Source organism: Sporosarcina sp. Marseille-Q4063, assembly GCF_018309085.1.
Lineage (GTDB): Bacteria > Bacillota > Bacilli > Bacillales_A > Planococcaceae > Sporosarcina.
The window spans coordinates 3,590,446-3,616,199 of record NZ_CP070502.1 but is presented as its reverse complement, the minus strand read 5'-3'; the positions used below and the strand labels follow the sequence as shown (position 1 = coordinate 3,616,199).

At 39.7% G+C, this 25,754-nt stretch carries 21 protein-coding genes and 1 other annotated feature; of the genes, 9 read left to right on the top strand and 12 right to left on the bottom strand.

Annotated features, from left to right (window positions below; genetic code table 11):
* Nucleotides 1-190 precede the first annotated feature (190 nt).
* Nucleotides 191-577: a globin domain-containing protein gene (locus JSQ81_RS18135; RefSeq protein ID WP_212605389.1), complete on the top strand. Its 387-nt coding sequence runs from the start codon at nucleotides 191-193 to the stop codon at nucleotides 575-577.
* A complete protein-coding gene (locus JSQ81_RS18130; protein ID WP_212605388.1) occupies nucleotides 574-1,380 on the top strand; it encodes a DsbA family protein in 807 nt (268 codons plus the stop codon). The genes JSQ81_RS18135 and JSQ81_RS18130 overlap by 4 nt, the downstream gene beginning before the upstream one ends.
* Nucleotides 1,381-1,698: 318 nt before the next feature.
* Here JSQ81_RS18130 and pepF read toward each other — a convergent pair whose 3' ends face one another.
* The 5 genes from pepF to JSQ81_RS18105 form a co-directional block, all read right to left on the bottom strand.
* Complete coding sequence (gene pepF, locus JSQ81_RS18125; protein ID WP_212605387.1) at nucleotides 1,699-3,516, bottom strand: oligoendopeptidase F; 1,818 nt, start codon at nucleotides 3,514-3,516, stop codon at nucleotides 1,699-1,701.
* Between the two features lie 63 nt (nucleotides 3,517-3,579).
* The gene (locus tag JSQ81_RS18120) at nucleotides 3,580-4,734 is read right to left on the bottom strand and encodes a competence protein CoiA (protein WP_212605386.1); all 1,155 of its coding nucleotides are present in this window, start codon (nucleotides 4,732-4,734) and stop codon (nucleotides 3,580-3,582) included.
* A 105-nt stretch (nucleotides 4,735-4,839) separates the two neighbouring features.
* Nucleotides 4,840-5,490 carry an adaptor protein MecA gene (gene mecA / locus JSQ81_RS18115; RefSeq protein ID WP_212605385.1) on the bottom strand — a complete coding sequence of 217 codons (651 nt, stop codon included), beginning with the start codon at nucleotides 5,488-5,490 and terminating at the stop codon, nucleotides 4,840-4,842.
* A gap of 250 nt (nucleotides 5,491-5,740) precedes the next feature.
* Entirely contained in the window at nucleotides 5,741-6,136 is a 396-nt protein-coding gene (gene spxA, locus JSQ81_RS18110; protein ID WP_166739594.1) for a transcriptional regulator SpxA, read from the bottom strand.
* 394 nt (nucleotides 6,137-6,530) lie between these two features.
* The gene (locus tag JSQ81_RS18105; RefSeq protein ID WP_212605384.1) at nucleotides 6,531-7,736 is read right to left on the bottom strand and encodes a putative glycoside hydrolase; all 1,206 of its coding nucleotides are present in this window, start codon (nucleotides 7,734-7,736) and stop codon (nucleotides 6,531-6,533) included.
* A gap of 269 nt (nucleotides 7,737-8,005) precedes the next feature.
* Nucleotides 8,006-8,243, top strand: a binding site (T-box leader).
* Nucleotides 8,244-8,313: 70 nt separating this feature from the next.
* Between JSQ81_RS18105 and trpS the strand changes: the two genes are divergently transcribed.
* The gene (gene trpS, locus JSQ81_RS18100; RefSeq protein WP_212605383.1) at nucleotides 8,314-9,300 is read left to right on the top strand and encodes a tryptophan--tRNA ligase; all 987 of its coding nucleotides are present in this window, start codon (nucleotides 8,314-8,316) and stop codon (nucleotides 9,298-9,300) included.
* A 331-nt stretch (nucleotides 9,301-9,631) separates the two neighbouring features.
* Here trpS and manA read toward each other — a convergent pair whose 3' ends face one another.
* A complete protein-coding gene (gene manA, locus JSQ81_RS18095; RefSeq protein ID WP_212605382.1) occupies nucleotides 9,632-10,576 on the bottom strand; it encodes a mannose-6-phosphate isomerase, class I in 945 nt (314 codons plus the stop codon).
* A gap of 189 nt (nucleotides 10,577-10,765) precedes the next feature.
* On the opposite strand from manA, the gene JSQ81_RS18090 reads away from it, so the two are divergent.
* The gene (locus tag JSQ81_RS18090; protein WP_212605381.1) at nucleotides 10,766-12,649 is read left to right on the top strand and encodes a BglG family transcription antiterminator; all 1,884 of its coding nucleotides are present in this window, start codon (nucleotides 10,766-10,768) and stop codon (nucleotides 12,647-12,649) included.
* Nucleotides 12,650-12,755: 106 nt separating this feature from the next.
* Nucleotides 12,756-14,696, top strand: coding sequence for a PTS fructose transporter subunit IIABC (locus tag JSQ81_RS18085; protein ID WP_212605380.1), 1,941 nt, complete (start codon nucleotides 12,756-12,758; stop codon nucleotides 14,694-14,696).
* 79 nt (nucleotides 14,697-14,775) lie between these two features.
* On the opposite strand, the gene fabF is transcribed toward JSQ81_RS18085, so the two are convergent.
* Both fabF and JSQ81_RS18075 read right to left on the bottom strand, forming a co-directional pair.
* On the bottom strand, nucleotides 14,776-16,014 hold the full coding sequence (gene fabF, locus JSQ81_RS18080; protein ID WP_212605379.1) for a beta-ketoacyl-ACP synthase II: 1,239 nt from the start codon (nucleotides 16,012-16,014) through the stop codon (nucleotides 14,776-14,778).
* 81 nt (nucleotides 16,015-16,095) lie between these two features.
* A complete protein-coding gene (locus JSQ81_RS18075) occupies nucleotides 16,096-17,028 on the bottom strand; it encodes a beta-ketoacyl-ACP synthase III (protein ID WP_212605378.1) in 933 nt (310 codons plus the stop codon).
* A gap of 189 nt (nucleotides 17,029-17,217) precedes the next feature.
* Between JSQ81_RS18075 and JSQ81_RS18070 the strand changes: the two genes are divergently transcribed.
* Entirely contained in the window at nucleotides 17,218-17,400 is a 183-nt protein-coding gene (locus JSQ81_RS18070; protein WP_212605377.1) for a DUF2929 family protein, read from the top strand.
* 45 nt (nucleotides 17,401-17,445) lie between these two features.
* Here the strand turns inward: JSQ81_RS18070 and JSQ81_RS18065 are convergent, their stop codons facing one another.
* From JSQ81_RS18065 to JSQ81_RS18055, 3 genes are all read right to left on the bottom strand, one after another.
* Entirely contained in the window at nucleotides 17,446-19,584 is a 2,139-nt protein-coding gene (locus JSQ81_RS18065) for an ATP-dependent Clp protease ATP-binding subunit (RefSeq protein WP_212607735.1), read from the bottom strand.
* Nucleotides 19,585-19,850: 266 nt separating this feature from the next.
* Nucleotides 19,851-20,159: a metal-sulfur cluster assembly factor gene (locus JSQ81_RS18060; RefSeq protein ID WP_212605376.1), complete on the bottom strand. Its 309-nt coding sequence runs from the start codon at nucleotides 20,157-20,159 to the stop codon at nucleotides 19,851-19,853.
* 51 nt (nucleotides 20,160-20,210) lie between these two features.
* On the bottom strand, nucleotides 20,211-20,981 hold the full coding sequence (locus JSQ81_RS18055) for a prolyl oligopeptidase family serine peptidase (RefSeq protein WP_212605375.1): 771 nt from the start codon (nucleotides 20,979-20,981) through the stop codon (nucleotides 20,211-20,213).
* 135 nt (nucleotides 20,982-21,116) lie between these two features.
* Between JSQ81_RS18055 and JSQ81_RS18050 the strand changes: the two genes are divergently transcribed.
* The 3 genes from JSQ81_RS18050 to JSQ81_RS18040 are packed head-to-tail and all read left to right on the top strand — an operon-like array spanning nucleotide 21,117 to nucleotide 24,170.
* Nucleotides 21,117-21,932 (top strand): Cof-type HAD-IIB family hydrolase, encoded by an 816-nt coding sequence (locus tag JSQ81_RS18050; RefSeq protein WP_212605374.1) that lies wholly within the window; start codon nucleotides 21,117-21,119, stop codon nucleotides 21,930-21,932.
* Nucleotides 21,933-21,968: 36 nt separating this feature from the next.
* Nucleotides 21,969-22,820 (top strand): DegV family protein, encoded by an 852-nt coding sequence (locus JSQ81_RS18045; protein WP_212605373.1) that lies wholly within the window; start codon nucleotides 21,969-21,971, stop codon nucleotides 22,818-22,820.
* Nucleotides 22,821-22,844: 24 nt separating this feature from the next.
* On the top strand, nucleotides 22,845-24,170 hold the full coding sequence (locus JSQ81_RS18040) for a CoA-disulfide reductase (RefSeq protein ID WP_249336574.1): 1,326 nt from the start codon (nucleotides 22,845-22,847) through the stop codon (nucleotides 24,168-24,170).
* Between the two features lie 41 nt (nucleotides 24,171-24,211).
* Here the strand turns inward: JSQ81_RS18040 and JSQ81_RS18035 are convergent, their stop codons facing one another.
* Nucleotides 24,212-25,657, bottom strand: coding sequence for an alpha-amylase family glycosyl hydrolase (locus JSQ81_RS18035; RefSeq protein WP_212605372.1), 1,446 nt, complete (start codon nucleotides 25,655-25,657; stop codon nucleotides 24,212-24,214).
* Nucleotides 25,658-25,754 lie beyond the last annotated feature (97 nt).

The following is a 25,754-nucleotide window of genomic DNA, read 5'->3' as shown; positions in this document are numbered from 1 at the left end:
AAAAAAATCTTCCCTTCATCATTCAATACGTTTAGTCTATCATATGGCGCGCAGTCTTGCAGTTCGAAATACATGATTTTAACCGAGAACCTACTATACCATTTACTTCTATAAAGAGCGGTTCATTTGTGAAAGTCGCCAACCGTTGGTAGAATATCAATACAGTTAGAGCAAAGGAGATAAATCAAAAATGACCCGTAAACCTTTGATTCCATACGAAATGATTGGCGAAGAAAAATTATCTGAGCTTATCGATTTATTTTATGAAAAAGTGGCCGTTCATCCTGATTTACACTCTATTTTCCCGGATGACTTAACGGAAACTGCTCGAAAACAAAAACAATTTCAAACTCAATATTTAGGCGGACCTAATTTATATAGTGAAGAACATGGACATCCAATGATGAAAGCACGCCATAATCCTTTTCCGATTACTCCTTTACGTGCGGAAGCCTGGTTGGCTTGTATGTCTGAGGCAATGGACGAAGTCGGACTCGAAGGACAATTACGTGATTTCTATTATAAGCGTCTAGCTTTAACTGCTAGACACATGGTGAATAAGGGGGGCAATTCGTGATTTCGCGTACTATGATGGAAAACCCGTTGAATCCATCCCTATTGACAAGACCGATTGAATTATATGTTTTTATCGATCCGACATGCAGTGAGTGCTGGGGACTTCAGCCGATACTACGTAAATTACAAGTTGCCTATGAAAAGTATTTTACATTAAGAGTTATTTTACGCACATCTCTACCGACGTTGAATTTACCTTGTACGATTGATGATAGTTCCTATGAAACTTGTGAGAAATCACATCCATCATTTCCATCAATTGCAATTAAAGCTGCAGAATTTCAAGGAAAAAGAGCTGGACAACGTTTCATATCAAAGTTATTTGAGTACTCGTATTTAAAATCGAGAAATGTCACATCATTTTCAGTACTTGTTGAAATTGCCGAATTACTTCATTTAGACGTGAATGAATTCATACGCGATTTCACTTCCAAAAATGTGCATCGATCATTGCAAATTGATTTTTTTATGGCTCAAGAAATGGAAGTTGATCAATCCCCTACCTTTGTATTTTTCAATTCCAATATCGAAGATGAGGGATTGAAAGTTAGCGGCGTATATGAATACGAAATATACGTTCAAATTCTCGAGGAGCTTATTGGTCAAACGATCATACCGGATTGTCCACCGCCGCTTGAGAACCTATTTAGTCGATTTGATACACTGACGACAACGGAAATTGCCAGTATTTACGGCATCACCGAGAAGTCCGCGGAACGCGAGTTAAAAAAGCGTCTTTTGCAACAACATGTAGAACGCATAGCATTTAATGACATAACCTTATGGCGAAAAAAATGTAATTAATAGAAAGAGCTAACCGATTTCTAATCGGTTAGCTCTTTTTGCATTAAATTATTCTGCATATACGAAAAGAGCATCCACACCTGGGGGGGAGTGGATGCTCTTTTATAAAAGGGAATGGGAGAAATGTTCACGTTCAAACAAAAGGGGTGTATGTTTGATATGTGATTTATTTCACATCCTTACCTTATCATGAAATAATAGATACATCAACATTTCACAATCAATTTAACAGGATTGTCACAAATGGCCTTTAAATCCGACATAAAATTGAAGAAATCCACTTCAATAAATGAAATGGATTTCTTCTGGATGTTCAACTTATTTTAAGAGTAGTGATTCAAGTTCGTTTAATTTTTCTTCAAAAACGCGACATGCTTCTTCGATTGGCGCTGAGCTTGTCATGTCGACTCCAGCTTTTTTGAGCACTTCAATTGGATAGTCGGAAGAACCTGCTTTCAGGAAGTTGTTAATATAACGTTCAACAGCAGGCTCACCTTCTGTCAATATTTGATTACTTAATGAAACTGCCGCGCTATAGCCCGTTGCGTATTGATAAACATAATAATTGTAATAGAAATGTGGAATTCTAGCCCACTCGATGCCAATTTCCTCATCGACAATTAAATCATCACCAAAGTATTTTTTATTCAATAAGTAATACTCTTCTGTAAGCTTTTCAGCTGTCAATGCGACACCTTGCTGATCTAAATCATGAATTAAATGTTCAAACTCAGCAAACATTGTTTGACGGAAAACAGTTCCGCGGAAACCCTCTAACCAATTATTCAAGAGATAAATGCGTTGTTTTTCATCTTCAGTCGTTTTCAATAAATGATCGTTTAAAATCGCTTCGTTTACCGTTGACGCCACTTCAGCGACAAATATTGAATAACCGCTATAGATGAATGGTTGATGTTTACGTGAGTAATAACTGTGGACACTATGCCCGAATTCGTGAGCCAAAGTAAATAAATTGCTCACATTGTCCTGCCAGTTCATTAAAATATATGGGTTTGTCCCATATGCCCCTGAAGAATAAGCACCCGAACGTTTACCAACGTTTTCTCTGACATCTACCCAACGATTATCAAGGCCTTCTTTAACAATGGACGTATACTCCTCTCCTAATGGGTGGAAGCTCTCTAGCATTGTCTGTGCAGCTTCTTCGTATGAATATTTAATGTCTACATCTTTTACTAGCGGCGCAAACAAATCCCACATATGAAGCTCATCTAGTTCGAAAACCTTTTTACGAAGCGCTACATATCTTTGTAATAAATGAACATTATCATTAATCGTTTTTACAAGGTTATCGTATACCTGCTCTGGTATGTGATTATTCGACATCGCAGCTTCTCGTGCATTTGAATAGTTTCGAATGCGCGCATTCACATTATCCCGTTTAATATTTCCGGAAAGTGTTGAGGCAAACGTATTTGAAAACTTATCATAAGTCGAATACATCGCTTTAAATGCTTCTTCGCGAACACTTGGATTATCGCTTTCTAGGAATCCGATATATCGGCCGTGCGATAATTCAACTTCCTCGCCGTCGTCATTTTTCACTTTAGGAAATTCAAGATCCGCATTATTTAACATGCTAAACGTCTCGGCTGATTTACCTGTAACTTCTGAGAGCTGCGCCAGAAGTGCTTCTTGTTCAGCTGGTAATACATGTGGACGTTGCTTATTTACTTCTTCAAATTCCTGCTTGTACAAACGAAGACCTTCATGTTCTTCTACCCAAGCATTAAGTTTTTCCTCATCAATTGATAACAGCTCCGGAAGAAAATAGGATAATGCTGTCGATATTTTTACAAAAAGAGTTTTAATTCGACCATCCATTGCTTGATAAAAACTATTGGTCGTATCTTGGTCCGATTTTAAATGGGAATACACATATAAACGACGCAATCTTTCAGAGAGTCCATCACGGTATTTTAAGGCTTCAAATAACGCATCCGCTCCGTCCTCAAGTTTTCCTTTATAGGACTCAGCTTCGTTGGATAATGCGTCAACTTCTTTATATTCTTGCTCCCACGCATCATCAGTCGCAAAAATATCTTCTATACGCCATGTTTCTTCAACCTTTACTTCATCGCGAGTTAACACTTTATTCTTTGTATCATTCGTCATAATTCTTCCCCCTTTAATCGTTACTTCGAGTAACGAACAACTTTCATTTTCTCAATATTCATTTCATTTTGCAAGGAATTTGTGCGAAAGTTTTTCTATAAATTGCTCTTCTTCAAAGTTTCCTATGTTATCAATCGATTTAATATTCAACGACAGTAAAAAATCACGATATTTAATACATGCTTTTAATTGATTATCAGTTGAGCCAACAAACTTTCGGGCAAAATCATATAGACTATCTGCACTTATATTTTGAACGGTTAAATGCTTTTTATGCAAATAATGCATGAATGCTAATTGCCATTCGCAAGGATGTTCCCGAAATGGATTCAAATAGGACACGGGAATTCCAATCCACAACGGGAGTTCGGACGGAAGAATTCTTAGTTCATAGCAACCGCGAAGAAATGGATCATTCACTCCCCTGCGATTATGCAAAATCCGATTTCGCAGAAACTTTTTACGTGCTGATAAAAAAAGGGTTGCATAACTTTGAAGTTCATTGTCAGTAGGATTTTTCGGTGTAGCGAATGGAAAGATTTGCTTTGAAATAGGCAGCGTCCGATGTAAACCAATATATCGTCTACCCGCTATATGAAGAAGACAGCTGTAATAATGAAAACGTTTGAATTGAGGGTTATATGTGAGGAAAATAATACCTTTGGGAGGTGTTTCAGTTAAAAAACTTTTTTCGAACTCAGAAAGCTGAAATATGCCGACACCTTGGGGGAGTGCCATTATTTTTTTGGGCGTGTGCAAGATCCAGATCGGAGCCATACCTGCTTTTTTATATCCAGCTGTTCTCGACTTAATTAGTCTTATTGGTATGTTGCTGCATTGAAACTCGATTGGGATTTGCTCAGTTCCAATTGTTACAAGAAGATCTGGTCGTTGCGCTAAAGCATTGAAATAAGGTTCTAGTTTAACTTCCACGCCAGTTCTTTTAAAAAAACTGTAAAGATCTTGTTTCCCTAGAAGATGTTCTTTCGATTCTCCTTCTGAAAAAGAGGCTGAACACGACTTATCTTTCTTATGGGCAAAATGCGGAATAACTACGTCGCCCACTTTTAACTGCACTGTATCATTGCACCCGGGACAATAAAACAATGTCGAATTACGCCATTCTCTTAAGTGTTCTCTTTTCATTTCGGATGAAAGGAAAACAATTGTTCCGGCTTCATCTTTTGCGGTTAATATAATTATCACGCTCCTTTTCATAATTTTATAAAATCTCCTTCTAATATGCAAGTGCATAGTAGAAATAATGCAAAAAAAAGCAACAACCTTTTATAAGTTGCTGCGTCAAACCTCTTTAATTATGGTTCAAAAAAACTTTTCTATTTCCGTAAAAACATCAGATTCAACAATTATATCTCCATACTCTTCTAGAAGATGGATTGTTGTCTTCGTAGGAACGCCGAATTCAGATAGTACGCTAAACATATTTGTTTTTTCTTTATCATCCATCTGTTCCGAATCATAAACAACATTTAGATAATATTTATTGTTATAAAAGTAGAGTGAAGTCTTCGCTTCATAGTGACGCATCCGATTGGCAAGTTGAATAACATTTTCGAACTCATTAAATTCAAACGTGTTTTCCATCCATTCCACGTTATTTTCCGTAGCATTTAATATGTCCTCCATCGACTGGAAGCTTCTTCCTTCGATATCGTGAAATACATCATGCTCGTCATCTGAACCAAACGGGGATTCACTAACTTGACCATCGGCCGTATTAGCACGTGTAACTGTCACTTCGATACCATTTTTCTTCGCATGAACTTGAATCCATAACGGGCCTTCCGCTTCAAATTCAGCTTCATCATTAATTTCATCCATCATATCCCAGAAAAGTTCTTCGCTTTTCTCCCGATTATACCATACCTCTTCACGGGTAAATCCACGTTCTTCGATATCCATATATGAAAGAAAAAATTTAACAGTATTTTCATTTATCCGTTCTATTTCCATCTTTATCTCCCCCTCCCTAAAAAAATAGGTTTTGTAACGATTCCCTGTCAAAGAATGAAATGATCCTACAATGCTTATATTTATTATATGACCATGCGGCATGTTTTGTAAGGGTTTAACCACAGATCAATACTTTTTGATAGTAGAAGCCATTGTAATTAACATCCGTCGGGAAAGCAAGGGAAAGACAAAAGCTGATAGGTGAACGGCATTTTTCAATGTCCCCCTATCAGCTTTTAACAACTTTCACTTAGTTGACCATGCGCCGCGCTTCAAGCAGCTGATAGGCCCTTACTTTTCTAGGTAGGAAACGACGGATTTCATCTTCATTATATCCTACTTGTAGCCTTTTTTCATCAAGAATGATTGGTCGTCTTAATAGACCAGGATGTTCTTGAATTAATTCGTAAAGTCGTTGTAATGGAAGACTTTCCACATCGACATTAAGTTTCTGATAAATTTTCGATCTAGTTGAGATAATTTCATCAGTACCATCTTCTGTCATACGAAGAATTTCTTTTATCTCATCGATATTCAAAGGCTCTGAAAAGATGTTTCGTTCTGTATACGGAATTTCATGTTCCTCCAACCATGCTTTTGCTTTTCTGCATGACGTACAGCTTGGTGAAGTGAATAATGTGACCATCATACGCAAACCCTTCCTTTCAAATCGGCTCGTTCTATTTGCACTTATTTAAAATGAAACTAAATTAGAATTATTTTAAACTAAACTCCTACCTATTATTATACACAACTTTATTAATGAATTAAACACTTTTTCAAAATTACTTGCATTTCATAAACAATTTGTCACAATTCCGCAATATAATGAGGTTTATCATGACTTGTAGATGCTTTTTGATTCTTATATAATGGTATACCCACCACTCGGAACAAATAAACATATGTTTTTCAAAATTTTATTTTCTCATTTAGCTTAATCTCATTGAAAATGTATACAGTCCACTTATTAATACGTATGAATCCTGAAAAAGTTTCATAAAAAAGGGAAACACAGCGATGTGCTTCCCTTTTTTCATTTACTGTTTATAGTCGACGCCCGGTGTATAGCGATTCCCAGCATTCCAGAGCAAGTATTCATCTATTCCATTATCTTTTAATGCTTTTATTTGCGCTTCTACTTCCTTTTTGCCGTAATTCAAGTAATTTCCTGCGCCAAGCCACGGTGCGCTAAAATCTTGAATCCACGGCCTAGAAACTGGTCTGTTTTCAAGTGCGTCAAGAACTTTATTTTCTACCTTTGCATATTCAGAAACTATTTTATATGGTTCAGTATCCGGTTTTGCGACGCCAAAGTACGATGTCCAATGACTTGGGTAAATCATCGATGAAATAACATCTACGTTTTCAGATATTTTCGAGAAGTTTTGACCTATTCCAGGAGCTTCCGAAAGTGTTGCAGCATAACCGAATATGTCCACAGAAACTTTAACACCATAAGGCTTCAACTTTTCGCGAGCATAGGCAACGAAATCTGTTACCGCTTCTACACGCCGTTGAACAGGATCAAGGTCAGATTCCTCGTAATCTTCGAATACATATTCTAGTGATTCGTGGCGTTTTTCAAAACCTTCAGGAAAACGGACATAATCAAATTGAATTTCTTGGAATCCCATTTTTGCCGCTTCTATCGCGATTTCAATATTATGATCCCAAACTTCTTTCATAAAGGGATTCACAAACGCTTCTTTACGACCATTTTTCCAAACCTTTCCATTCTCGACAAATGATAAATCCGGTCGCTTTTCTGCTAATACGCTATCTTTAAATACTACAATTCGCCCGATTGGATAGATTTTCTTCTCTTCCATCTCTTCTAACATCGCACGCGGATTTTTAATATAAGGTTTTCCTATGTCCAAATCTTTCAACGGCGAGTCATCCGCTGGAACATATGTAATGTTGCCAAAATCATCTTTAATATCAATAACCATCGCATTTAAATCTGTAGTCTCCATTAAATTAACTAGAGTTTCAAATCTTGCCCCGCCAGCTGAATGTCCAGTTACATAAACTCCGCGAATTGCGTCTGGATAGTCAAATGTGAGCCCCGAGTCATATCGAAACAATGTGGACGTTGCAACAAGTTGTTCATCATAAGCTTCAAAACCATATGTCATTTCTGAAAAATCTTCTACTTTACTTTTTTCTGCGGCATGTACAACAGACGGAATCGCAATTCCTACAGCAAATACAAATGCCGTCGCCCATTTTATTAATTTCATTTCGACACCATCCTATCTTATTCTCCCATTTTAGCAATAAGACGACATAAATGAAAGTGCTAAAGAACAAAAGCGTAAGGCGCCCGTTTAGCCCCGACAGGCATAAGCAATCCAGCGACGTGGAGTCCTTTCCCGAGAAGAATGCAGTTCAATTCTTCTTTGCTGGATTGCTTATGACCCGAGGGGCTGGCGCTTGGAGCTAGACAAGGACAAAAGCACAGTCTTGCTTAATGCCTAAATTTAGTTTATAATTATTAGAACTTGCAAATTGATCGGCGTTGAAGGAAAGAGTAACCTCGGGTTAGCTTCCCAGAGAGTCTGTGGTGGTGAGAACAGATAACTGCACGAGGTGAAATGGGTTCCTGAGCTTGGCGGATGAATAAAAGTTCAGTCATATCTATTGAACTTTTTACTAGTCGGTCACGTTTCTCCGCGTTATGGAGCTTTGAGAGGCCTTCGGGCAATTCGGGTGGTACCGCGGTTGAAAAGACATCAGTCGTCCCTTTAATTAGGGATGATAAGGAAGAATGGAACTACATTCTTCCCTGATGTCTTTTTATTATGAGGAGGAATTTATATGAAAACAATTTTTTCAGGTGTACAACCGACAGGAACGGTTACAATCGGGAATTATATTGGAGCGTTTCGCCAATTCACGGAGTTGCAATATGAATATGATTGTCTATTTTGCATTGTCGACCAACATGCAATCACTGTGCAACAAGATCCAAAAGAATTAAGTAAAACGATTCGTTCACTGGCTGCTCTTTATATCGCAAGCGGAATCGATCCAGAAAAGGCAATTTTATTTATTCAGTCAGAAGTTCCGGCTCACGCTCAAGCTGGCTGGATTATGCAATGTCTATCTTATATTGGTGAACTCGAGCGAATGACACAGTTTAAAGATAAGTCAGACGGGCAGGAAGGCGTTTCTTCTGCACTTCTCACGTACCCGCCGCTTATGGCTGCCGATATACTCCTATATAATACAGATATCGTACCTGTTGGCGATGATCAAACCCAACATTTAGAACTAACTCGCGATCTTGCAGAACGGTTTAATAACCGCTATGGGGAAACGTTAACTGTACCGGAAATTCGCATTCCAAAACACGGTGCACGGATAAAATCGCTTCAAGATCCATTGAAGAAAATGAGTAAATCAGATCCGAATAACAGAGCGACTATTTCTTTACTGGATACGCCAAAACAAATTGAGAAAAAGATCAAGAGCGCAGTTACTGATTCAGAAGGAATCGTTCGATTCGATGAACAAAACAAACCGGGTGTTGCAAATCTATTGACGATTGAATCTGCAATGAGCGGTAAATCAATCGATGAAGTCGTTTCAAAATATGACGGGCTTAGATATGGTGATTTCAAAGCAGGCGTAGCAGAAGTTGTTCTCAATCATTTAACGCCAATCCAAGAAAAGTATTATGATTTAATTGATTCTCCCGAGCTAGATAGCATCTTGGATGACGGTGCAGAAAGAGCAAATGCCATTGCATCAGCTACTCTGAAAAAAATGGAGAACGCGATGGGCCTCGGTAGGCAACGGTAATTGTCAGCGTAATTGCTGAAATGACCAACAACGCAAAATCGGCTGTCCGAAAGATAAAATAAAAGATTTGACTCCATTCATATCCAAGGGCCCTATAGTTAAAATAAAAAATGACGTGCGAAATGCTGACAACAAGTAGTCCATAACTAATGAGGAATAAAAATACACGTGTAATTACGCATCGCCCTTTACGTTTTCTATAACTATATGAACAAACAGCCCTCTTTTAGACGAGACTACAGAAACAATCAGCAGGGAAAAATTGAATTGTATTTTTCATTAATCGAAAAAGGCAACTTCCGGCTAATGCGGAGTTGCCTTTTTTTACTTATCAAATATGCGAAACAATCAGCGTCGCTTTTCCTTCCATTTGAAATTCATCAGCATTTGCGGGAAGTATGAAATGGTCACCTTTTTTATAAGGGTATGATTCATCTCCAATCGTTAATGTCCCGTCACCGTCAATGACACTTGCTAACAAAAATGATTTAAAGTTAAATTTCGCTTTTCCGTCAATATCCCATTTATACACAGTGAAATACTCCGCTTCAACAAACTTTGTAATCGTTGCCCCCGGAATTGTGCTCTGCTCTGGTGTTGTTACAGTATCGCGATGGGGAATCGTTGAAACGGCAATCGATTTATCGATATGTAATTCACGTAGCTGGCCGTCTTGATCAACTCGGTCGTAGTCATACAAACGATAAGTCGTATCTGAACTTTGCTGTGTTTCTAGTACGACGGTTCCCTGACCTAATGCATGAATCGTTCCGCTTGGCACATAGAAAAAATCACCCGGTTTAATTTTCACCTTTCGCAGCAAACGATTCCATTCACCTTTTTCAATCAGCTCAGTAAACTCTTCTTTCGTCTTAGCATTGTGACCAAAAATGATTTCTGCGCCTTCTTCACAATCAATAATATACCAACATTCTGTCTTTCCAAGCTCGCCATTTTCATGCACATTGGCATATGCATCATCTGGATGAACTTGAACGGATAAATTCGTGTTCGCGTCCAAAATTTTTGTTAAAAGCGGAAATACTTCTGTTTGATGATTTCCAAATAACGCCGGTTGTTCTTGCCACAGTTCAATTAACGTTTTTCCTGCAAAATCACCGTTTCTCACTATTGACGGACCATTTGGGTGTGCTGAAATCGCCCAACATTCCCCGGTACGATTAGACGGTGTATTATAACCAAACTGCTCATTCAAAGCAGTTCCGCCCCAAATTCGTTCTTGAAATACTGGTTCTAAAAATAATGGTTGTTTCATAAATAATCATCCTTTCAACAATTACATCTTTACCACACTTTAACTGTCCTTCAAAAGAAATCGCTCATTTATATGTGTTACGGATTTCCTAACGTTGCTACAAACCTTAATATATACAGTTGTCATGTATTCATTGGTATAATGACAATTGAAGTTTTTTTAATAAATGTATTAAAAGAGGCGAAATGAATGAACGTACGTCAATTAGATTTAATAAATATATTGTTGACAAGTAAAGAACGTTATCTTTTAGTAGATGACTTGGCACAGGAGCTAAACTGCTCGGAAAAAACAATAAGAAATGACTTGAAATATGCAGCTGATCTTTTTAAAAAACACTCCACTATTCAACTCAACCGCAAACCAGGTTTCGGTGTTTTTTTACTTGGGAAAGAAGAAGATCGCCGACGATTATTAATGCTATTAAGTAGAAATCGTGAGAAACCGACTGATGAACGAATTTTCGATATGACATATGAACTGTTAACTGCTGTTAACCCTCTTACATTACAACACTTTTCTGATCAACACTTTACAAATAGAACGAGCATACAAAAAGATCTAGAAGTAATTGCAGAGTGGCTTCGACCGTTTGAAATCACTTTGGAATTAAAACAGAATATCGGGGTGTTTCTCAAGGCTGAAGAAACAAAAAGACGCAGCGCAATTGCTCACCTTGTTTCCACCCATACCCACAAACAGCAATCAATTATTCATCTGTTCCCTGAACATGAAGTACACTTCGTAACATCAATAATAAAAAAACAAGGTTTTGCTTTTACAGATGAAACTTTAGATCGGTTAGTCATTCATATAATAATAATGATTAAACGAATTAAACAAAGAAGCCCAATTTTAATACCGGAACAGGATTCAAAAATAACCGAGCAAGTTGAATATGATCAAGCACTACAGTTGGTGAAAGAAATCGAGCCTTTTTTCGCACTCCGAATTCCTGAAAGCGAAGTAACTTATTTGGCATGGCACTTAATTAGCGGAAAAAAATTAACAATAGGCAAAACAAACAATCCATTTCTAGAAAGGTTAGTGACTGAACTAATAGCAGAAATGACGCGATTAACAAAAATTGATTTTGACACTGATAATACATTATTTCAAGGGCTTTCCATCCACCTCCAACCAGTGCTAAATCGACTTTCTTACCAACTACCCATTAAAAATCCATTACTAACAGAAATTAAAAACAAGTATCCATATATGTTCAGCATGGTCATTTTAGCATTAAAAAAATCCGATGAATTATTCCAGGTGATCCTACTTGAAGATGAAGTGGCCTACATTGTCCTTCATTTTCAAGCATCGGTGGAACGTCAAAAACAAGTAACCTTACAGAAAAAACGGGCAATCATTGTTTGTCACCTCGGAATTGGCATGTCTCATTTATTAAGATCAAAAATTGAGCGGCAACTACCTGATTTAAAGATTATACAATGCATTAGCAAGGCTGATTTACACAATTATTTGGCGGATGACTTGGACCTAATCATCTCTACAGTTGAGTTACCAGACATGCCAATCCAGCATATTGTCATATCACCTTTGTTTGATTTGGCTGATCAGGAATGTTTACTGGCTTTTATTAACTCGGATGGCGCGGCGGGTGACAACCAGAACGACTATGCTACTTTGCTTCATTTTATTGATAAAAATTCGATTTTCCTACATCTTGATGTCGAACATCGCTTTGAAGTCGTGGAAATGCTTGCTACCTCATTATATAAACAAGGTTTTGTCCAAAAAGAATTCATTCACACTGCAGTTTTGCGAGAAAGAACATCAGCGACTTCGATTGGATCTTCGATTGCCATACCGCATGGCAATCCCACAGGTATTCTTCGCTCAGGTATTGCTGTAGCTATTTTGAAACAGCCAATTGAATGGGGATCAGAAAAAGTTTCACTCGTATTTTTACTAGCGGTCGTTGATGAAGACTCCCAAGTGACCAAAAGACTTTTTAATGAATTATCATTTTTAAGTGAACAAGACGCGCTTATAAAAGAACTAACGCAACAAAATAATACGTCCGCTTTTTTAAAATGTTTGACACAATAACTGCGTTTTACCGGAAGTTTCGGTAAAAGAATAAATTTTTAACTCCTTATTCGGGTATATGATATGGACATAGCTGAACAATAGTAACTATAAGGAGGATGTCCAGATGAAAATATTAGCTGTAACTGCTTGTCCAGTCGGAATTGCCCATACATTTATGGCGGCCGAGAACTTGGAAAAAGCCGGTAAGGAACTCGGCATTGATATAAAAGTAGAAACACAAGGATCAACAGGCGTTGAAAATGCACTTACGGATCGTGACATTGAAGAGGCAGACGGGATTATTATTGCTGCAGATAGAACGATTGATAAAGAACGCTTTGCTGGAAAAAAAGTTATCATTACAGGGGTTCAAGACGGAATTCGGCGCCCAAAAGAGTTGATAAACAAATTTAAAACAGATGAAGTGCCTGTTTATAAACCCGGTCAACGTTCGACTTCAAGTACTCAGGAAGACCACCAGGGGTCCAAACAAAATCCAATCTATCGTCACTTAATGAACGGGGTTTCCTACATGATACCGTTTATTGTAGTCGGCGGCCTACTAATTGCGATTGCTTTAACTTTAGGTGGAGAACAAACACCTGGAGGGATTGTGATTCCTGTAGATTCGATTTGGAAAACTGTTGAAAGCCTCGGAGGCGCGGCATTCACCTTTATGATTCCTATTTTAGCCGGATTTATCGCTGTTAGTATTGCAGACAGACCAGGACTTGCGCCCGGAATTATCGGTGGATTTATCGCAGCCAATGGTAGTTTTTACGGAAGTGAGGCTGGTGCAGGATTTATCGGCGGAATTATTGCTGGGTTCCTGGCTGGTTACGTTGCACTCGCCATAAAAAACCTCAAAGTTCCAAGAGCGATACAACCAATTATGCCCATTATTATCATCCCTGTTTTCGCTTCACTCATTGTTGGATTAGCTTTCATTTACATCATCGGTGCGCCTGTTGCAGGCATTTTCGAAGCGTTAACGACTTGGCTCGCTGGTATGCAAGGGACAAGTTCAATTTTACTTGCGCTTATACTCGGTGCAATGATTTCATTTGATATGGGCGGTCCATTTAACAAAGTTGCTTTCTTATTCGGAGCGGCGATGATTGTCGAAGGGAATTATGGCATTATGGGACCCATTGCCGTAGCCATTTGTATTCCGCCAATCGGCATGGGCGTCGCAACATTTTTAAACAAAAAGAAATACCGCGAGACGGAACAAGAGGCTGGAAAAGCTTCGTTTACAATGGGCCTGTTCGGGATTACCGAAGGCGCAATTCCTTTCGCTGCACAAGATCCACTTCGGGTTATTCCAAGTATTATGGTTGGTTCCATGGTCGGGGCAGTTATTGCGATGATCGGACATGTCGGCAATAAAGTGGCTCACGGCGGACCCATCGTTGCTGTCCTTGGCGCCGTTGATAATGTACTCATGTTCTTCATCGCTGCAGCTGTCGGGGTATTCGTAACGGCATTCATGGTCAACTTTTTAAAGAAAGATGTTTCATTTGAGCCAGCAGTAGCCACAGCCGGTGATGCACCCACTCCAGAGAACGTTGAAGAGACGCCGGAAGATACATCAACTGAAGGTGAAATCCATAAATTAACAGACATTACAAATGAAGAATTAATCGATGTGAACTTGCAAGGAACGATACGTGATGACATCATTGACGAATTAATTAACAAATTAGATGCTAATGGTGTGCTTGATTCAAAAGAGGCTTTCAGAGAAGCGATCTTTAATCGTGAAGCACAAAGTTCGACAGGAATTGGCGCAAACATTGCAATTCCGCATGGTAAGTCTAATGCCGTTAAGCGCCCTGCCGTCGTTTTCGGACTTCAACAGGCTGGCGTGGATTGGAATAGCATTGATGGCACAGACGCCAAAATAATATTCATGATTGCTGTACCTGAAAAAAGTGCCGGCGACGAACATTTGAAAATCTTGCAAATGCTTTCCCGGAAGTTAATGGACGACACATTTAGAAATGAACTGCTGGCAGTAAATACCACAGAAGAAGCATATCGACTGTTGGATACGATTCAGTGAGTTAAGATGACAAGCATAGTAAAAAACGAACTATTCATTATGAATAGTTCGTTTTTTTGTGTTCATTGTGCTTTTTAAATTATATTTTCTTGAAAATAAGCGTAGCGTTATGTCCGCCGAAACCGAGTGAGTTGCTCATCGCGTATTCGATATTTGCTTTTCGCGCTTCATTTGGCACGACATCAAGATCGCATTCTGGATCAGCATTCACGTAGTTCGTTGTTGGCGGTAGAATTCCTTCTTGAAGCGCTTTTACTGTAAAGATTGCTTCAAGACCACCAGCTGCCCCTAGAAGATGTCCTGTCATCGATTTCGTCGAGCTGATCGCAAGTTTGTAGGCATGGTCACCGAAAACGGTCTTCGCCGCCATCGTCTCAAACTGGTCGTTGTAGGGCGTACTTGTACCATGAGCATTAATATAGTCGATTTTATCTGGAGAAATTTCGCCTTCTTCAATCGCTTGCATCATTGCGCGTGCCGCCCCTTCTCCTTCTGGAGCCGGTGCAGTAATATGATGCGCATCACCAGTTGAGCCGTACCCGATAAGTTCCGCGTAAATTTTCGCACCACGTTTAACCGCATGTTCGTATTCTTCGAGAATAACGATTCCCGCACCTTCGCCGATTACAAAGCCGTCACGTTCGGCATCAAATGGACGAGATGCTTGAGACGGGTCCGGGTTCAAAGACAGCGCTTTGTTTGCACAAAATCCAGCGACAGCCATTGTCGTGATTGGCGCTTCTGCACCGCCTGAAATCATAACGTCTGCTTCGCCGCGGCGAATCACTTCGAATGCATCCCCAATCGAGTTCGTTCCAGATGCACAAGCAGTTACTGTACAAGAGTTAATCCCTTTCGCACCGAAATGAATCGATACTTGACCAGAAGCCATATCTGGGATCATCATTGGTACGAAAAATGGGCTTACTCGGCGATAGCCTCTTTCTTGGAACGTTAAAAACTGTTGTTCATGCGTCTCCATGCCGCCTATTCCAGAGCCGATCCAGACGCCTGTACGAAGTTTAAGTTCTTCATCGAGCTCTTCCAACCCGGCATCTTTCATTGCCATAATCGATGCAGCAAGTGCGTAATGAGTAAAGCGGTCCATTTTACGCGCTTCTTTACGTTCTATATAATCCTCGATATTAAAATCTTTTACCTCAGCGGCTACTTTAACTGGGAACTGGTCACTGTCGAGTCTGGTCAACGGGCCAATACCCGATTGACCATTAATAACAGCTTCCCATGATTCTTCAGCTGTATTCCCTACCGGTGAAATAGCACCAATCCCTGTAATAACTACACGTCGTTTAGTCATATTTTAAAACTCTCCTTTACGAAATAAATAGCCTATAAAATTTAGTATAAATGCAGTTCTTATTATTAGCATGCAGAACGATTATTTACCCCATCGCATACAAATTGCGCCCCAAGTTAATCCTCCGCCGAAACCGACGAATACGATAACATCATCGTCTTTGACTTTGCCCTCTGCAAGGTCATCGACAAGTGAAATCGGAATCGATGCAGCGGATGTATTTCCGTATTTATGAATCGTTTTCGACATTTTCTCAATTGGTAAGCCGAGTCGTTCACGTGAAGCTTCCATGATTCGAATATTGGCTTGATGCGGGATCAAATAATCAACATCATCTTTATCCAAACCAGCTTTCTCGATTACATTCAAGGCAGACTGCCCCATTTGACGCACCGCAAATTTAAATACTTCGCGACCGTTCATGATAAGCTTTTCATCTTGATAAAGATGTTTTCCGCCGGATCCGTCTGCGCCAAGTTCGAATGATAAAATTCCACGACCTTCACTTACTTTTCCGACAACCGCTGCTCCTGCGCCGTCGCCAAATAGTACAGCCGTATTACGGTCATCCCAGTCCGTTATTTTAGATAATTTCTCAACACCAACGACGAGCACATAGTCATATGTTCCTGATTCAACAAATTGCTTCGCAGTTACCAAACCATACATAAAGCCTGCGCATGCCGCTGAAACATCCATTGCTGCCGCATTTTTAGCGCCCAACTGTTCTTGTAGCATCGTCGAGACGGCTGGAAATGGACGATCCGGTGTAACAGTTGCGACCAGTATTAAACCGATTTCTTCTGGGCTCACCCCGGAATTTTCAATTGCATTGACCGCCGCGTTGTAAGCCATATGAGATGTATCCATATCATCGGCAGCAATTCTTCTTTCTTCAATCCCTGTCATAGTCCGAATCCATTCATCGGATGTATCCATTCGTTTTTCAAGATCTTCGTTTGTTAATATATGTGACGGCACGTATTTTCCTACTCCTAATAAACCTGCATTCATAAAAATATCCTCCGTTCTTTATCATCTATTATTAGTACCTGGTATTAATCATAAGAGATTTGAACGGTTTTTACAACAGGCCGACACTAATTCGCCAAAATAAACTTTATAATAATTGATTAATTGTTTCCGAACTGGCAACCCTATGGTATGATAGTTGGGGAAATAGTAATGTAGAGGTGAACTAAATTGAGATTCATTTTAACTTTTGTATGGTCATTCGCTTTAGTAACATTGCTTAATTATGTTGTTGGAGCGATTGCAAACGTTCCGTTCAATTTTGAAGCAGGCATAATTATATCAGTAGTTGTAGGAATTTTAGTAATTCTTGTTGGCGAATCAATGCCAGAAGGACCTATTTCGGATAATTGATTTAAAAAAGCAGCTGTGGAGAAATACTCCATAGCTGCTTTTTAGTTATATTTTTTTAGTTACATCGAGTTTGCCCTCATCCATTGTAAGTAGAAATTCCCCGTTTGGTCCAATGTCACCCTTGATTAATTCTTGTGCAACAACAGTTTCAACATGTCTTTGGATAAATCGTTTCAGTGGGCGCGCTCCGAAATCAGCATCCGTCCCTTCTTCGACAATCCAATCCAATACAGCTTCATCATATTTCATAGCCACTTCTTGCTCATCAAGTCGTAATACGAGGTCATCTAGCATTTTCCTTGCAATTCGCTTAAATGCGTTACCGGTTAATGAATGGAAAATAATAATGTCATCCATTCGATTCAACAGCTCAGGTTTGAAATGGTTTCTTAACTCGGCCATGACAAGATCCTCCGCGGCATGGTTTTCAGTATCCGCCAACCCATGCAGCAAATAAGATGATCCAATATTCGAAGTCATGATAATTACTGTATTTGTGAAATTAACGAGCCTTCCTTGACTATCCGTAATACGGCCATCATCAAGTACTTGCAGCAGAATATTTGCCACATCTGGATGCGCTTTTTCAATTTCATCCAACAGCACAACAGAATAAGGATTCCGTCGAACGGCTTCGGTTAATTGTCCGCCTTCTTCATAACCTATATATCCCGGAGGTGCACCTACAAGTCTTGAAACGCTGTGTTTCTCCATATATTCCGACATATCAATGCGGATGAAATGATCTTCCGAATCAAATAATGTTGCGGCCAACGTTTTCGCTAGTTCAGTTTTCCCTACCCCTGTTGGTCCTAGAAATAGAAAAGAGCCAATGGGTTTATTCGGATCCTGAATGCCTGCACGCGCTCTCCACACTGCTTCAGTGACAAGTTGCACGGCATCGTCTTGGCCGATAACTCGTTCTTGGAGTGTTTCACGTAAACGAAGCAGTTTTTCCCGCTCCCCTTCAACCAGTTTGGTTACTGGAATGCCCGTCCATCTCGCAACAATGGAGGCTATTTCTTCTTCAGTCACTTCTTCACGTAACAAACGACTTTCCTTACCATCAAGCAATGGCGCTTCAAGTGTTTTAAGTTCGGCTTCCGCAGCAGGAATTTTTCCGTGGCGAAGTTCCGCTGCTTTATTCAAATCATAACGGTTTTCCGCGTCTTCTAGTTCCCGTCTGAAATGATCGAGTTGTCCACGTTTTTCTTGGATTTTACTTAATGTTTCTTTTTCAGATTCCCACTGAGAACGCATATCCGCGGAAGAATCTTTCAACTCTTGTAATTCTTCCCGTAATATTTCAAGTCTTGTTTGACTTGCTGTATCCTTTTCTTTCTGCAAAGCTTGCTCTTCGATCTCGAGTTGCATCATTCTCCGAGTGACAGCGTCGAGTTCTTGCGGCATCGAATCGATTTCTGTTCGAATCATCGCACTTGCTTCATCGATTAAATCGATTGCTTTGTCCGGTAAAAATCTTTCCGTAATATAACGATTCGACAACGCGGCGGCCGCCACAATCGCCCGGTCATGAATACGCACCCCGTGATGCAACTCATACATTTCTTTTAATCCCCGTAAAATCGATACTGTATCTTCAACAGAAGGTTCGCGAACCACGACTTGTTGAAAACGGCGTTCCAACGCTGGATCTTTTTCGATATACATTCGATATTCATCAAGTGTCGTTGCACCGATGCAATAAAGCTCGCCGCGTGCCAACATCGGCTTTAACATATTGCCGGCATCCATTGCACCGTCCGTTTTCCCTGCTCCAACGATCGTATGAATTTCATCGATGAAAAGGATAATTTGCCCTTCACTATCTTTCACTTGTTTCAAAACACTTTTTAACCGTTCCTCAAATTCACCCCGGTATTTTGCGCCTGCGATAAGCGCACTCATATCTAACTCGAAAATTTCGCGTCCTTTCAATCCTTCAGGAACGTCGCCTTTTACAATTCTTTGAGCGAGTCCTTCCACGATCGCCGTCTTACCGACGCCTGGTTCCCCGATTAACACTGGATTGTTTTTCGTTTTCCGCGATAGAATCCGAATTGTATTCCGAATTTCTTCATCCCGCCCGATGACAGGATCCATCTTGCCATTTTTTACTTCTTCAACAAGATTGCGACCAAATTGCTCAAGCGGTGTCCGTTCGTCTTCCTGCTGTCCTTGCATTCTCATAAACAATCACCTTTCCGTTCGTTTGACTTTGACTATCTTTGACTAACTAAATTATATAATGATTTTATCGCTGAGTAAAGTAGTTTGATTGGATTTAAAATGGAGGTGGTTCGATACGAGAATAAACGTTGGAGCAATGAGAGCAACCGGACACACAACGAGAATAAATCCACGGGTCTATACTTTTATAGTTTCTAAACAACAAAAAAAAGACTGTACAACTTAAAAATAAGTCATACAGTCTTTCAATTATTTAAAGCTTAGCGAACGCCTAATGCCATTTTTGCGTAACGCGACATATTGTCTTTTGACCATGGCGGACTCCAAATAATATTGACGTCTACGTCTTTTACTTCTGGAAGCTCCATAAGTTCTTGTTTAATATTCGCAACAATTTGAGGTCCCATTGGACATCCCATTGATGTAAGTGTCATCGTTACTTTTGCCGTGCCTTCTTCATCTAATTCAACATCATAAATAAGCCCTAGATTTACAATATCAATCCCAAGCTCAGGGTCGATAACGTTTTCAATTGCGCCCAACATACTGTCTTTCATTTCTTGACTCATTGTCTTTACCCCTTCCAATTCAGTTGATACCTTCATCATAACAGGCAAAGGTCATTCATACAAATGACCTGCAAGCCAATTTACAGAAGCAAGCATGCCGGACCTCGTCACCGCATGTGCTGCAACTTTATCCGTCACAAAACTAAGTCGATCGGGAACGTTACTATAGTCGGCTTTAATAGCTTCGTAAAACTTATACGTCGGTCTGTACGGAACGACCGGGTCATTTTTTCCGTGCCAGAAGAATAGCGGTCTCTGATTCAACACAGACTGTTCTTTTGTAATATCAAATACGGCTAAATCAGTATACAACTTCTCTTTTTCTTTTTTTGTCACCGGCAATTTAAACCCTTCTGATTCAAATTGGTTGATTTGCGCTTTTGCTAATTCTACAAATCCGGCTGCGCCCATCATGACAGCCGCTGCATCGATCCAATCGTACATTTTCAACGCGCCTAAAGTTGTGATTCCGCCCATCGATGTTCCGGCAACGCCAATTTTCGCGGATGATAATAGATTACGGTCTTTTAGTTCTTTGCGAATTAACGCTAGTTCCTCTATGGATGTTAAGACAATTTCCCAAAATCGAAGTGATAATTCGGCTTCGTCCAAACTTTCTTCGCGCACGCCGTGTAAATGAGCGTCGGGCAAGAGTACACGCATTCCTTTTTTGGAAAGATTGTAGGCATAGTGTAAATTATGTTCTTTCGCACTTGTAAATCCATGGAAAAAGACAACGACTGGGACTTCATTGTGTTCATTTTCTTTTTCTACTATATGTAATAAAGGAATAGTTCCCCAAGTTTCTTCGTTTAAAATCATTCAATCACAACCTTTTTCTTTTCATTTCAGCGTACCAAAGTTTTATTAGAAAAACAAAAAGGTTGTTTTAGCCGCTACCTTCTTTGACTTGGATAATGTATTAACGGTAAACTTACATTAAAAGGGGGATTTATTTTGAAGCCACATTTGATCGTCCTCGATCTTGATGGGACGTTATTGACAGATGACAAAATAATAACGAAAAAAACAGCCCAAACTTTGCACAAAGCTAAAAGTGAAGGCCATCACGTAATGATTGCAACTGGCAGACCGTACCGTGCGACTGAACTTTATTATCGACAACTGAATCTAATTACGCCCGTTGTAAATTTCAATGGCGCTTTTGTACACCATCCCGACAATCGTTCTTGGAAAACGATTCATGAAACGCTTTCTTTATCCGTCGTGAAAGAGGTCGTGGAAGCGATGAAAGAATTTCCGTGGAATAACATGGTTGCTGAGGTTATGGATGATGTCTATCTTCATTACCATGATGAAAAAGTTTTAGACAATTTTAAGATGGGTACTCCAAAAGTAACAACAGGCGAGATTCAAAACTATTTAAAAGAAGATCCGACGTCATTACTTATTCAAGCTGATGAAAGTAATGTCGATACGATTGTTGAACATCTCAACCATATTCACGCTGAAGTCGTGGGACATCGTATATGGGATTCGCCTTTTGGTCATGTGATTGAAGTCTTTCGAAGCGGTCTCAGTAAAGCAGCTGGCCTCTCCCATGTCGCAAAGTGGATGGATATTCCAAAAGAACGCATCATTGCATTCGGCGATGAAAATAATGATCTTGAAATGATTGAATTTGCAGGAGTTGGCGTCGCGATGTCGAACGGGATTGATGAGTTAAAATCGATTGCCGATGAAGTGACGACTAATTCGAATAATGAAGATGGGATTGCGCAAGTACTCCAAGAACGGTTACAATTAAAGTAAGAATATTTAACCAAATAGAGATTGGGGGATTAGGAAATGAGAATATTTGCAGACAGCGCTTCAGATTTACCGAAATCATTTTTTACTGAAAATGATGTTGCGTTAATTCCGCTACATGTATTAATTGACGGGAAAGAGTATGAAGATATCGTCGAAATAGATTCCCGTGAAGTGTATAAAACGATTCGAAACGGTGGACAACCCAAAACATCACAAGTTTCTCCTGAAGAATTGTTGGAAAGATGGACCGAACTTTCGAAATCCGGCGAAGAAGGTATTTATATTGCGTTTTCATCTGAATTATCGGGTACATATAACACCGCGGTAATGATGCGTGACCAGGTCAAAGAGGATAACAAAGATTTGAACTTGCTCATCATTGATTCAAAATGCGCCTCACTTGGGTATGGACTTCTTATAAAAGAAGCCGTTCGACTTCGAAATGCGGGCGAAACGCTGGAAGAAATCGAAGAAAAGATTCGATTTATGTCGGAACATATGGAACATCTATTTACCGTTGAGGATCTCGATTATATGGCACGCGGCGGAAGAGTATCAAAGGCTAGCGCATTCATCGGTGGATTATTAAATATTAAACCCTTATTGCATGTAGAAGGCGGAAAGTTAGTTCCTATAGAAAAACATCGCGGCCGTAAAAGAGTATTGCGCCGCATCGTTGAGTTAATGGAAGAACGCGGCGATAACTTATCCAAACAAACCATTGCCATCAGTCACGGCGATGATGAAGCGATTGCGCTCGAATTGAAAGCATTAGTTGAGGAAAAGTTTCAACCAAAAAGCATTGATATTCACATCATCGGTTCGGTTATCGGGGCACATGCCGGACCTGGTACAGTTTCAATCTTTTTCCTGAATAAAGTCGAATAATACTAAGTCGTAAAGGGTGATATTGTGAAAGTAGTCGTAATCGGTGCTGTCGCTGGAGGATCTACTGTTGCATCGCAAATTAGACGTGTTCTTCCAAATGCTGAAATCACACTAATTGGTCGCGAAAAGAAAATCGGTTATGGGACATGCGGATTACCGTATGTTATCGGCGGATTAATAGAAGATGAAACAAAAGTGGGCGGCCCTTCTCCTCATAAATTTGGTGAGAAACGCGATATTTCAATGCTCACCCGCCATGAAGCAACGTCGATTGACCGAGAATCGAAAACAGTGGAAATCCAAAATCTTGATACGGATGAAATTTTCACGCGCTCATACGATAAACTGATTTTGTCGACAGGCGGAAAATCACGTGTACCAGAAATTAAAGGGCTAGGAAAGTTGCCTTTGATCACTTTGAAAAGCTATACCGATATGGAATATATCCTGAAGTTTATCGAACGAGAAAAGCCGAAATCATGCGCGATTATCGGCGGCGGCTTTATTGGTATCGAACTTGCCGAGAACTTCAGGCGTTTAGGTCTTAAAACTGCGATTATCGAACGAAATGATCGGGTCATGAAAGCGATGGATAAAGATATATCGGATATCCTATACAAGGAAATGGTAGATAATGGCGTCGAATTTTATTTTAATGATGGGATCGAGCGCGTTGAAGATACGAAATTGATTATGAAAAACGGGATGAATTTTGAAGTCGATTTTATCGCGGCAAGTATTGGTATCATTCCGAATACATCGCTTGCTGAAAGCATTGGATTAACAATTGGTGAAACAAAAGGTATTGTTGTAAATGACTATATGCAAACGAATGACCCTGATATCTATGCGATTGGCGATGTCGCGGAAACTTCTGATTGGCATACAGGTAAGCCTAAAAGAGTTCAGCTTGCTTGGCATGCCCATCGTCAAGCTTATATTGTAGCAAGTCATCTCAGTGAAAACCCTGTAAAAATCAATGGATTTCTCGGCTCGACAATAACAAAACTATTTTCACTAACAGCGGGAATGACAGGTCACTCTGAACAAAGCCTGACTGATGAAGGCATCGAATTTGAAACGGTTACCTATCAAGGCCGAACCAATGCGGGCTATTACCCGGATCACGGAACAATTGACTTACGCGTCCATTATGATCGTAATTCACGTTTATTGTTAGGCGGACAAGCTGTTGGCGATAAAGGCGTCGATAAGCGCATTGACGTAATTGCAACTGCAATGATGGGCAATATGACTGTCGATGATTTAGCCGCACTCGAACTTAGTTACTCTCCCCCATATTCCTCACCGAAAGATCCGGTGAATATGCTTGGTTATAAAGCGAAATAAAAAATCCCAAGACGGCGAATGTTGCCATCTTGGGATTTTACTTATTCCAGTTCTTCTGCTTTATTTTTCTTCCCTCTTCTCCATACTGACCAAAGGAATCCTAGGAACAATACATAAACAAGAATTGAGGCAATTAAATAAGGGGTGTTAAAGCCTTTGTCTTTATCTACGATATATACTTCAGCCAATTCTCGTTCGAGAACAACCCGGTACTTCCCGTCTTTTGATTGTTTAATCATATCGCCGCCGACAACGCCGCGCATTCTTTTATTTTCACCGATAACGTCCTCATCGATTACAAAATTCTCGGTTTTAGATGTATTGTTCAGTGCAACAATCCACGTCTCTTCATCTGATGAACGTTTAAAAATTGTAAAGCCATCTTTGTTATGCAGCATCTCGAAGTCCCCATTACGAATTGTGTCTGACTTGTTTCGTAAAGAGTTTAAATCTCCGATATACTCTTGTAACTCCATATCTGTTTTAAAGTTTGAAATCGGATGGCTTTCGGGTGCTTCTTTCCCGTTTACCGCAATTTCAGATCCATAAGGCACCACAGGTACACCAGGTAACGTGAATAATGCAGTCGCCGCTATTTTCCATCTTGTAGGCGGAAACATCCTCAAAGAAAACATTTCATATGTAAAACGCGGCCCCGTTAATTCATCGAATTGGATTAATTCCGTTCCTTTGTTATCCTCAAATAATTGAAGAGGAGATGAATCAGGATTTACCTGTACATACGATTGCTTTAGCGCTTCCATTTTTTCGATATTAGGTACCGTGTCAAAATTAGCAGCGGATTCTTCTGTCGACATTACATAAATTGTGTCATCTGCTTTTTTTATTTCAGCGATTACTTCATTTAAAAAGTCTTCATCGAAATCGCCTAATTTTGTTAAACGAATTCCAGCTAACTTGTACTTGTCCACGAATGAAACAACTGCATCGATTATCATTTCTTTGGTCGCTGGATTCGAGCTATCCCAGTTAACAGTTCCATCGCCTGCTGGTATAGTAGGTACAAGATCATTCTTTACCCATGTATGATTCTCGCTGACCTCGCTTAATGGAAAATCAGCAACAACGCCAATCTTTTCTTTCTTCAAGGAGTCAATCATATTAGTGAATTCTTCATCTGTTCCGAAATACGGTTCAAGCTTTTCGTAATCGAGCACTTCATTTCCGTCATAGGTTGCTGTGCTAAATACGGGACCAATTGAAACTAATGTAAAGCCCATTTGAACAATATAATCCAATTTGTCAGTAATCCCCGCGAAGTCTCCGCCGCTGAATGCGTTCATGTCTCGAGGATCAACGCCTTCATTATTGTCGTAATTCCCGTCATTAAATCGGTCGACTAGTAAGTCGTATATGCTTTCATCTTGAAGCGTTCGATCATTTTTTGCGAATACCCCTGTTGGATAAATTATAGATAAAATCAAAGTCATTGATAAAAGTAGCCCAAACCATCTATTACTTTTCACAAATAAAGCCTCCTAATTAACGAACTATCACTCTTCATTTTAACAAATGAAATGAGGAGTGGCTATTCTTTCACCATTAAATCGACGGTTGATTGTT

Coding starts and splice junctions, on each gene's coding strand:
- JSQ81_RS18085 (WP_212605380.1), top strand. CDS start 12,756: ATGAAAATATTAGCTGTAACTGCTTGTCCAGTCGGAATTGCCCATACA.
- JSQ81_RS18065 (WP_212607735.1), bottom strand. CDS start 19,584: ATGCAAGGACAGCAGGAAGACGAACGGACACCGCTTGAGCAATTTGGT.
- JSQ81_RS18075 (WP_212605378.1), bottom strand. CDS start 17,028: ATGAATGCAGGTTTATTAGGAGTAGGAAAATACGTGCCGTCACATATA.
- fabF (WP_212605379.1), bottom strand. CDS start 16,014: ATGACTAAACGACGTGTAGTTATTACAGGGATTGGTGCTATTTCACCG.
- trpS (WP_212605383.1), top strand. CDS start 8,314: ATGAAAACAATTTTTTCAGGTGTACAACCGACAGGAACGGTTACAATC.
- JSQ81_RS18045 (WP_212605373.1), top strand. CDS start 21,969: ATGAGAATATTTGCAGACAGCGCTTCAGATTTACCGAAATCATTTTTT.
- JSQ81_RS18060 (WP_212605376.1), bottom strand. CDS start 20,159: ATGAGTCAAGAAATGAAAGACAGTATGTTGGGCGCAATTGAAAACGTT.
- JSQ81_RS18105 (WP_212605384.1), bottom strand. CDS start 7,736: ATGAAATTAATAAAATGGGCGACGGCATTTGTATTTGCTGTAGGAATT.
- JSQ81_RS18120 (WP_212605386.1), bottom strand. CDS start 4,734: ATGAAAAGGAGCGTGATAATTATATTAACCGCAAAAGATGAAGCCGGA.
- JSQ81_RS18135 (WP_212605389.1), top strand. CDS start 191: ATGACCCGTAAACCTTTGATTCCATACGAAATGATTGGCGAAGAAAAA.
- JSQ81_RS18090 (WP_212605381.1), top strand. CDS start 10,766: ATGAACGTACGTCAATTAGATTTAATAAATATATTGTTGACAAGTAAA.
- spxA (WP_166739594.1), bottom strand. CDS start 6,136: ATGGTCACATTATTCACTTCACCAAGCTGTACGTCATGCAGAAAAGCA.
- mecA (WP_212605385.1), bottom strand. CDS start 5,490: ATGGAAATAGAACGGATAAATGAAAATACTGTTAAATTTTTTCTTTCA.
- JSQ81_RS18055 (WP_212605375.1), bottom strand. CDS start 20,981: ATGATTTTAAACGAAGAAACTTGGGGAACTATTCCTTTATTACATATA.
- pepF (WP_212605387.1), bottom strand. CDS start 3,516: ATGACGAATGATACAAAGAATAAAGTGTTAACTCGCGATGAAGTAAAG.
- manA (WP_212605382.1), bottom strand. CDS start 10,576: ATGAAACAACCATTATTTTTAGAACCAGTATTTCAAGAACGAATTTGG.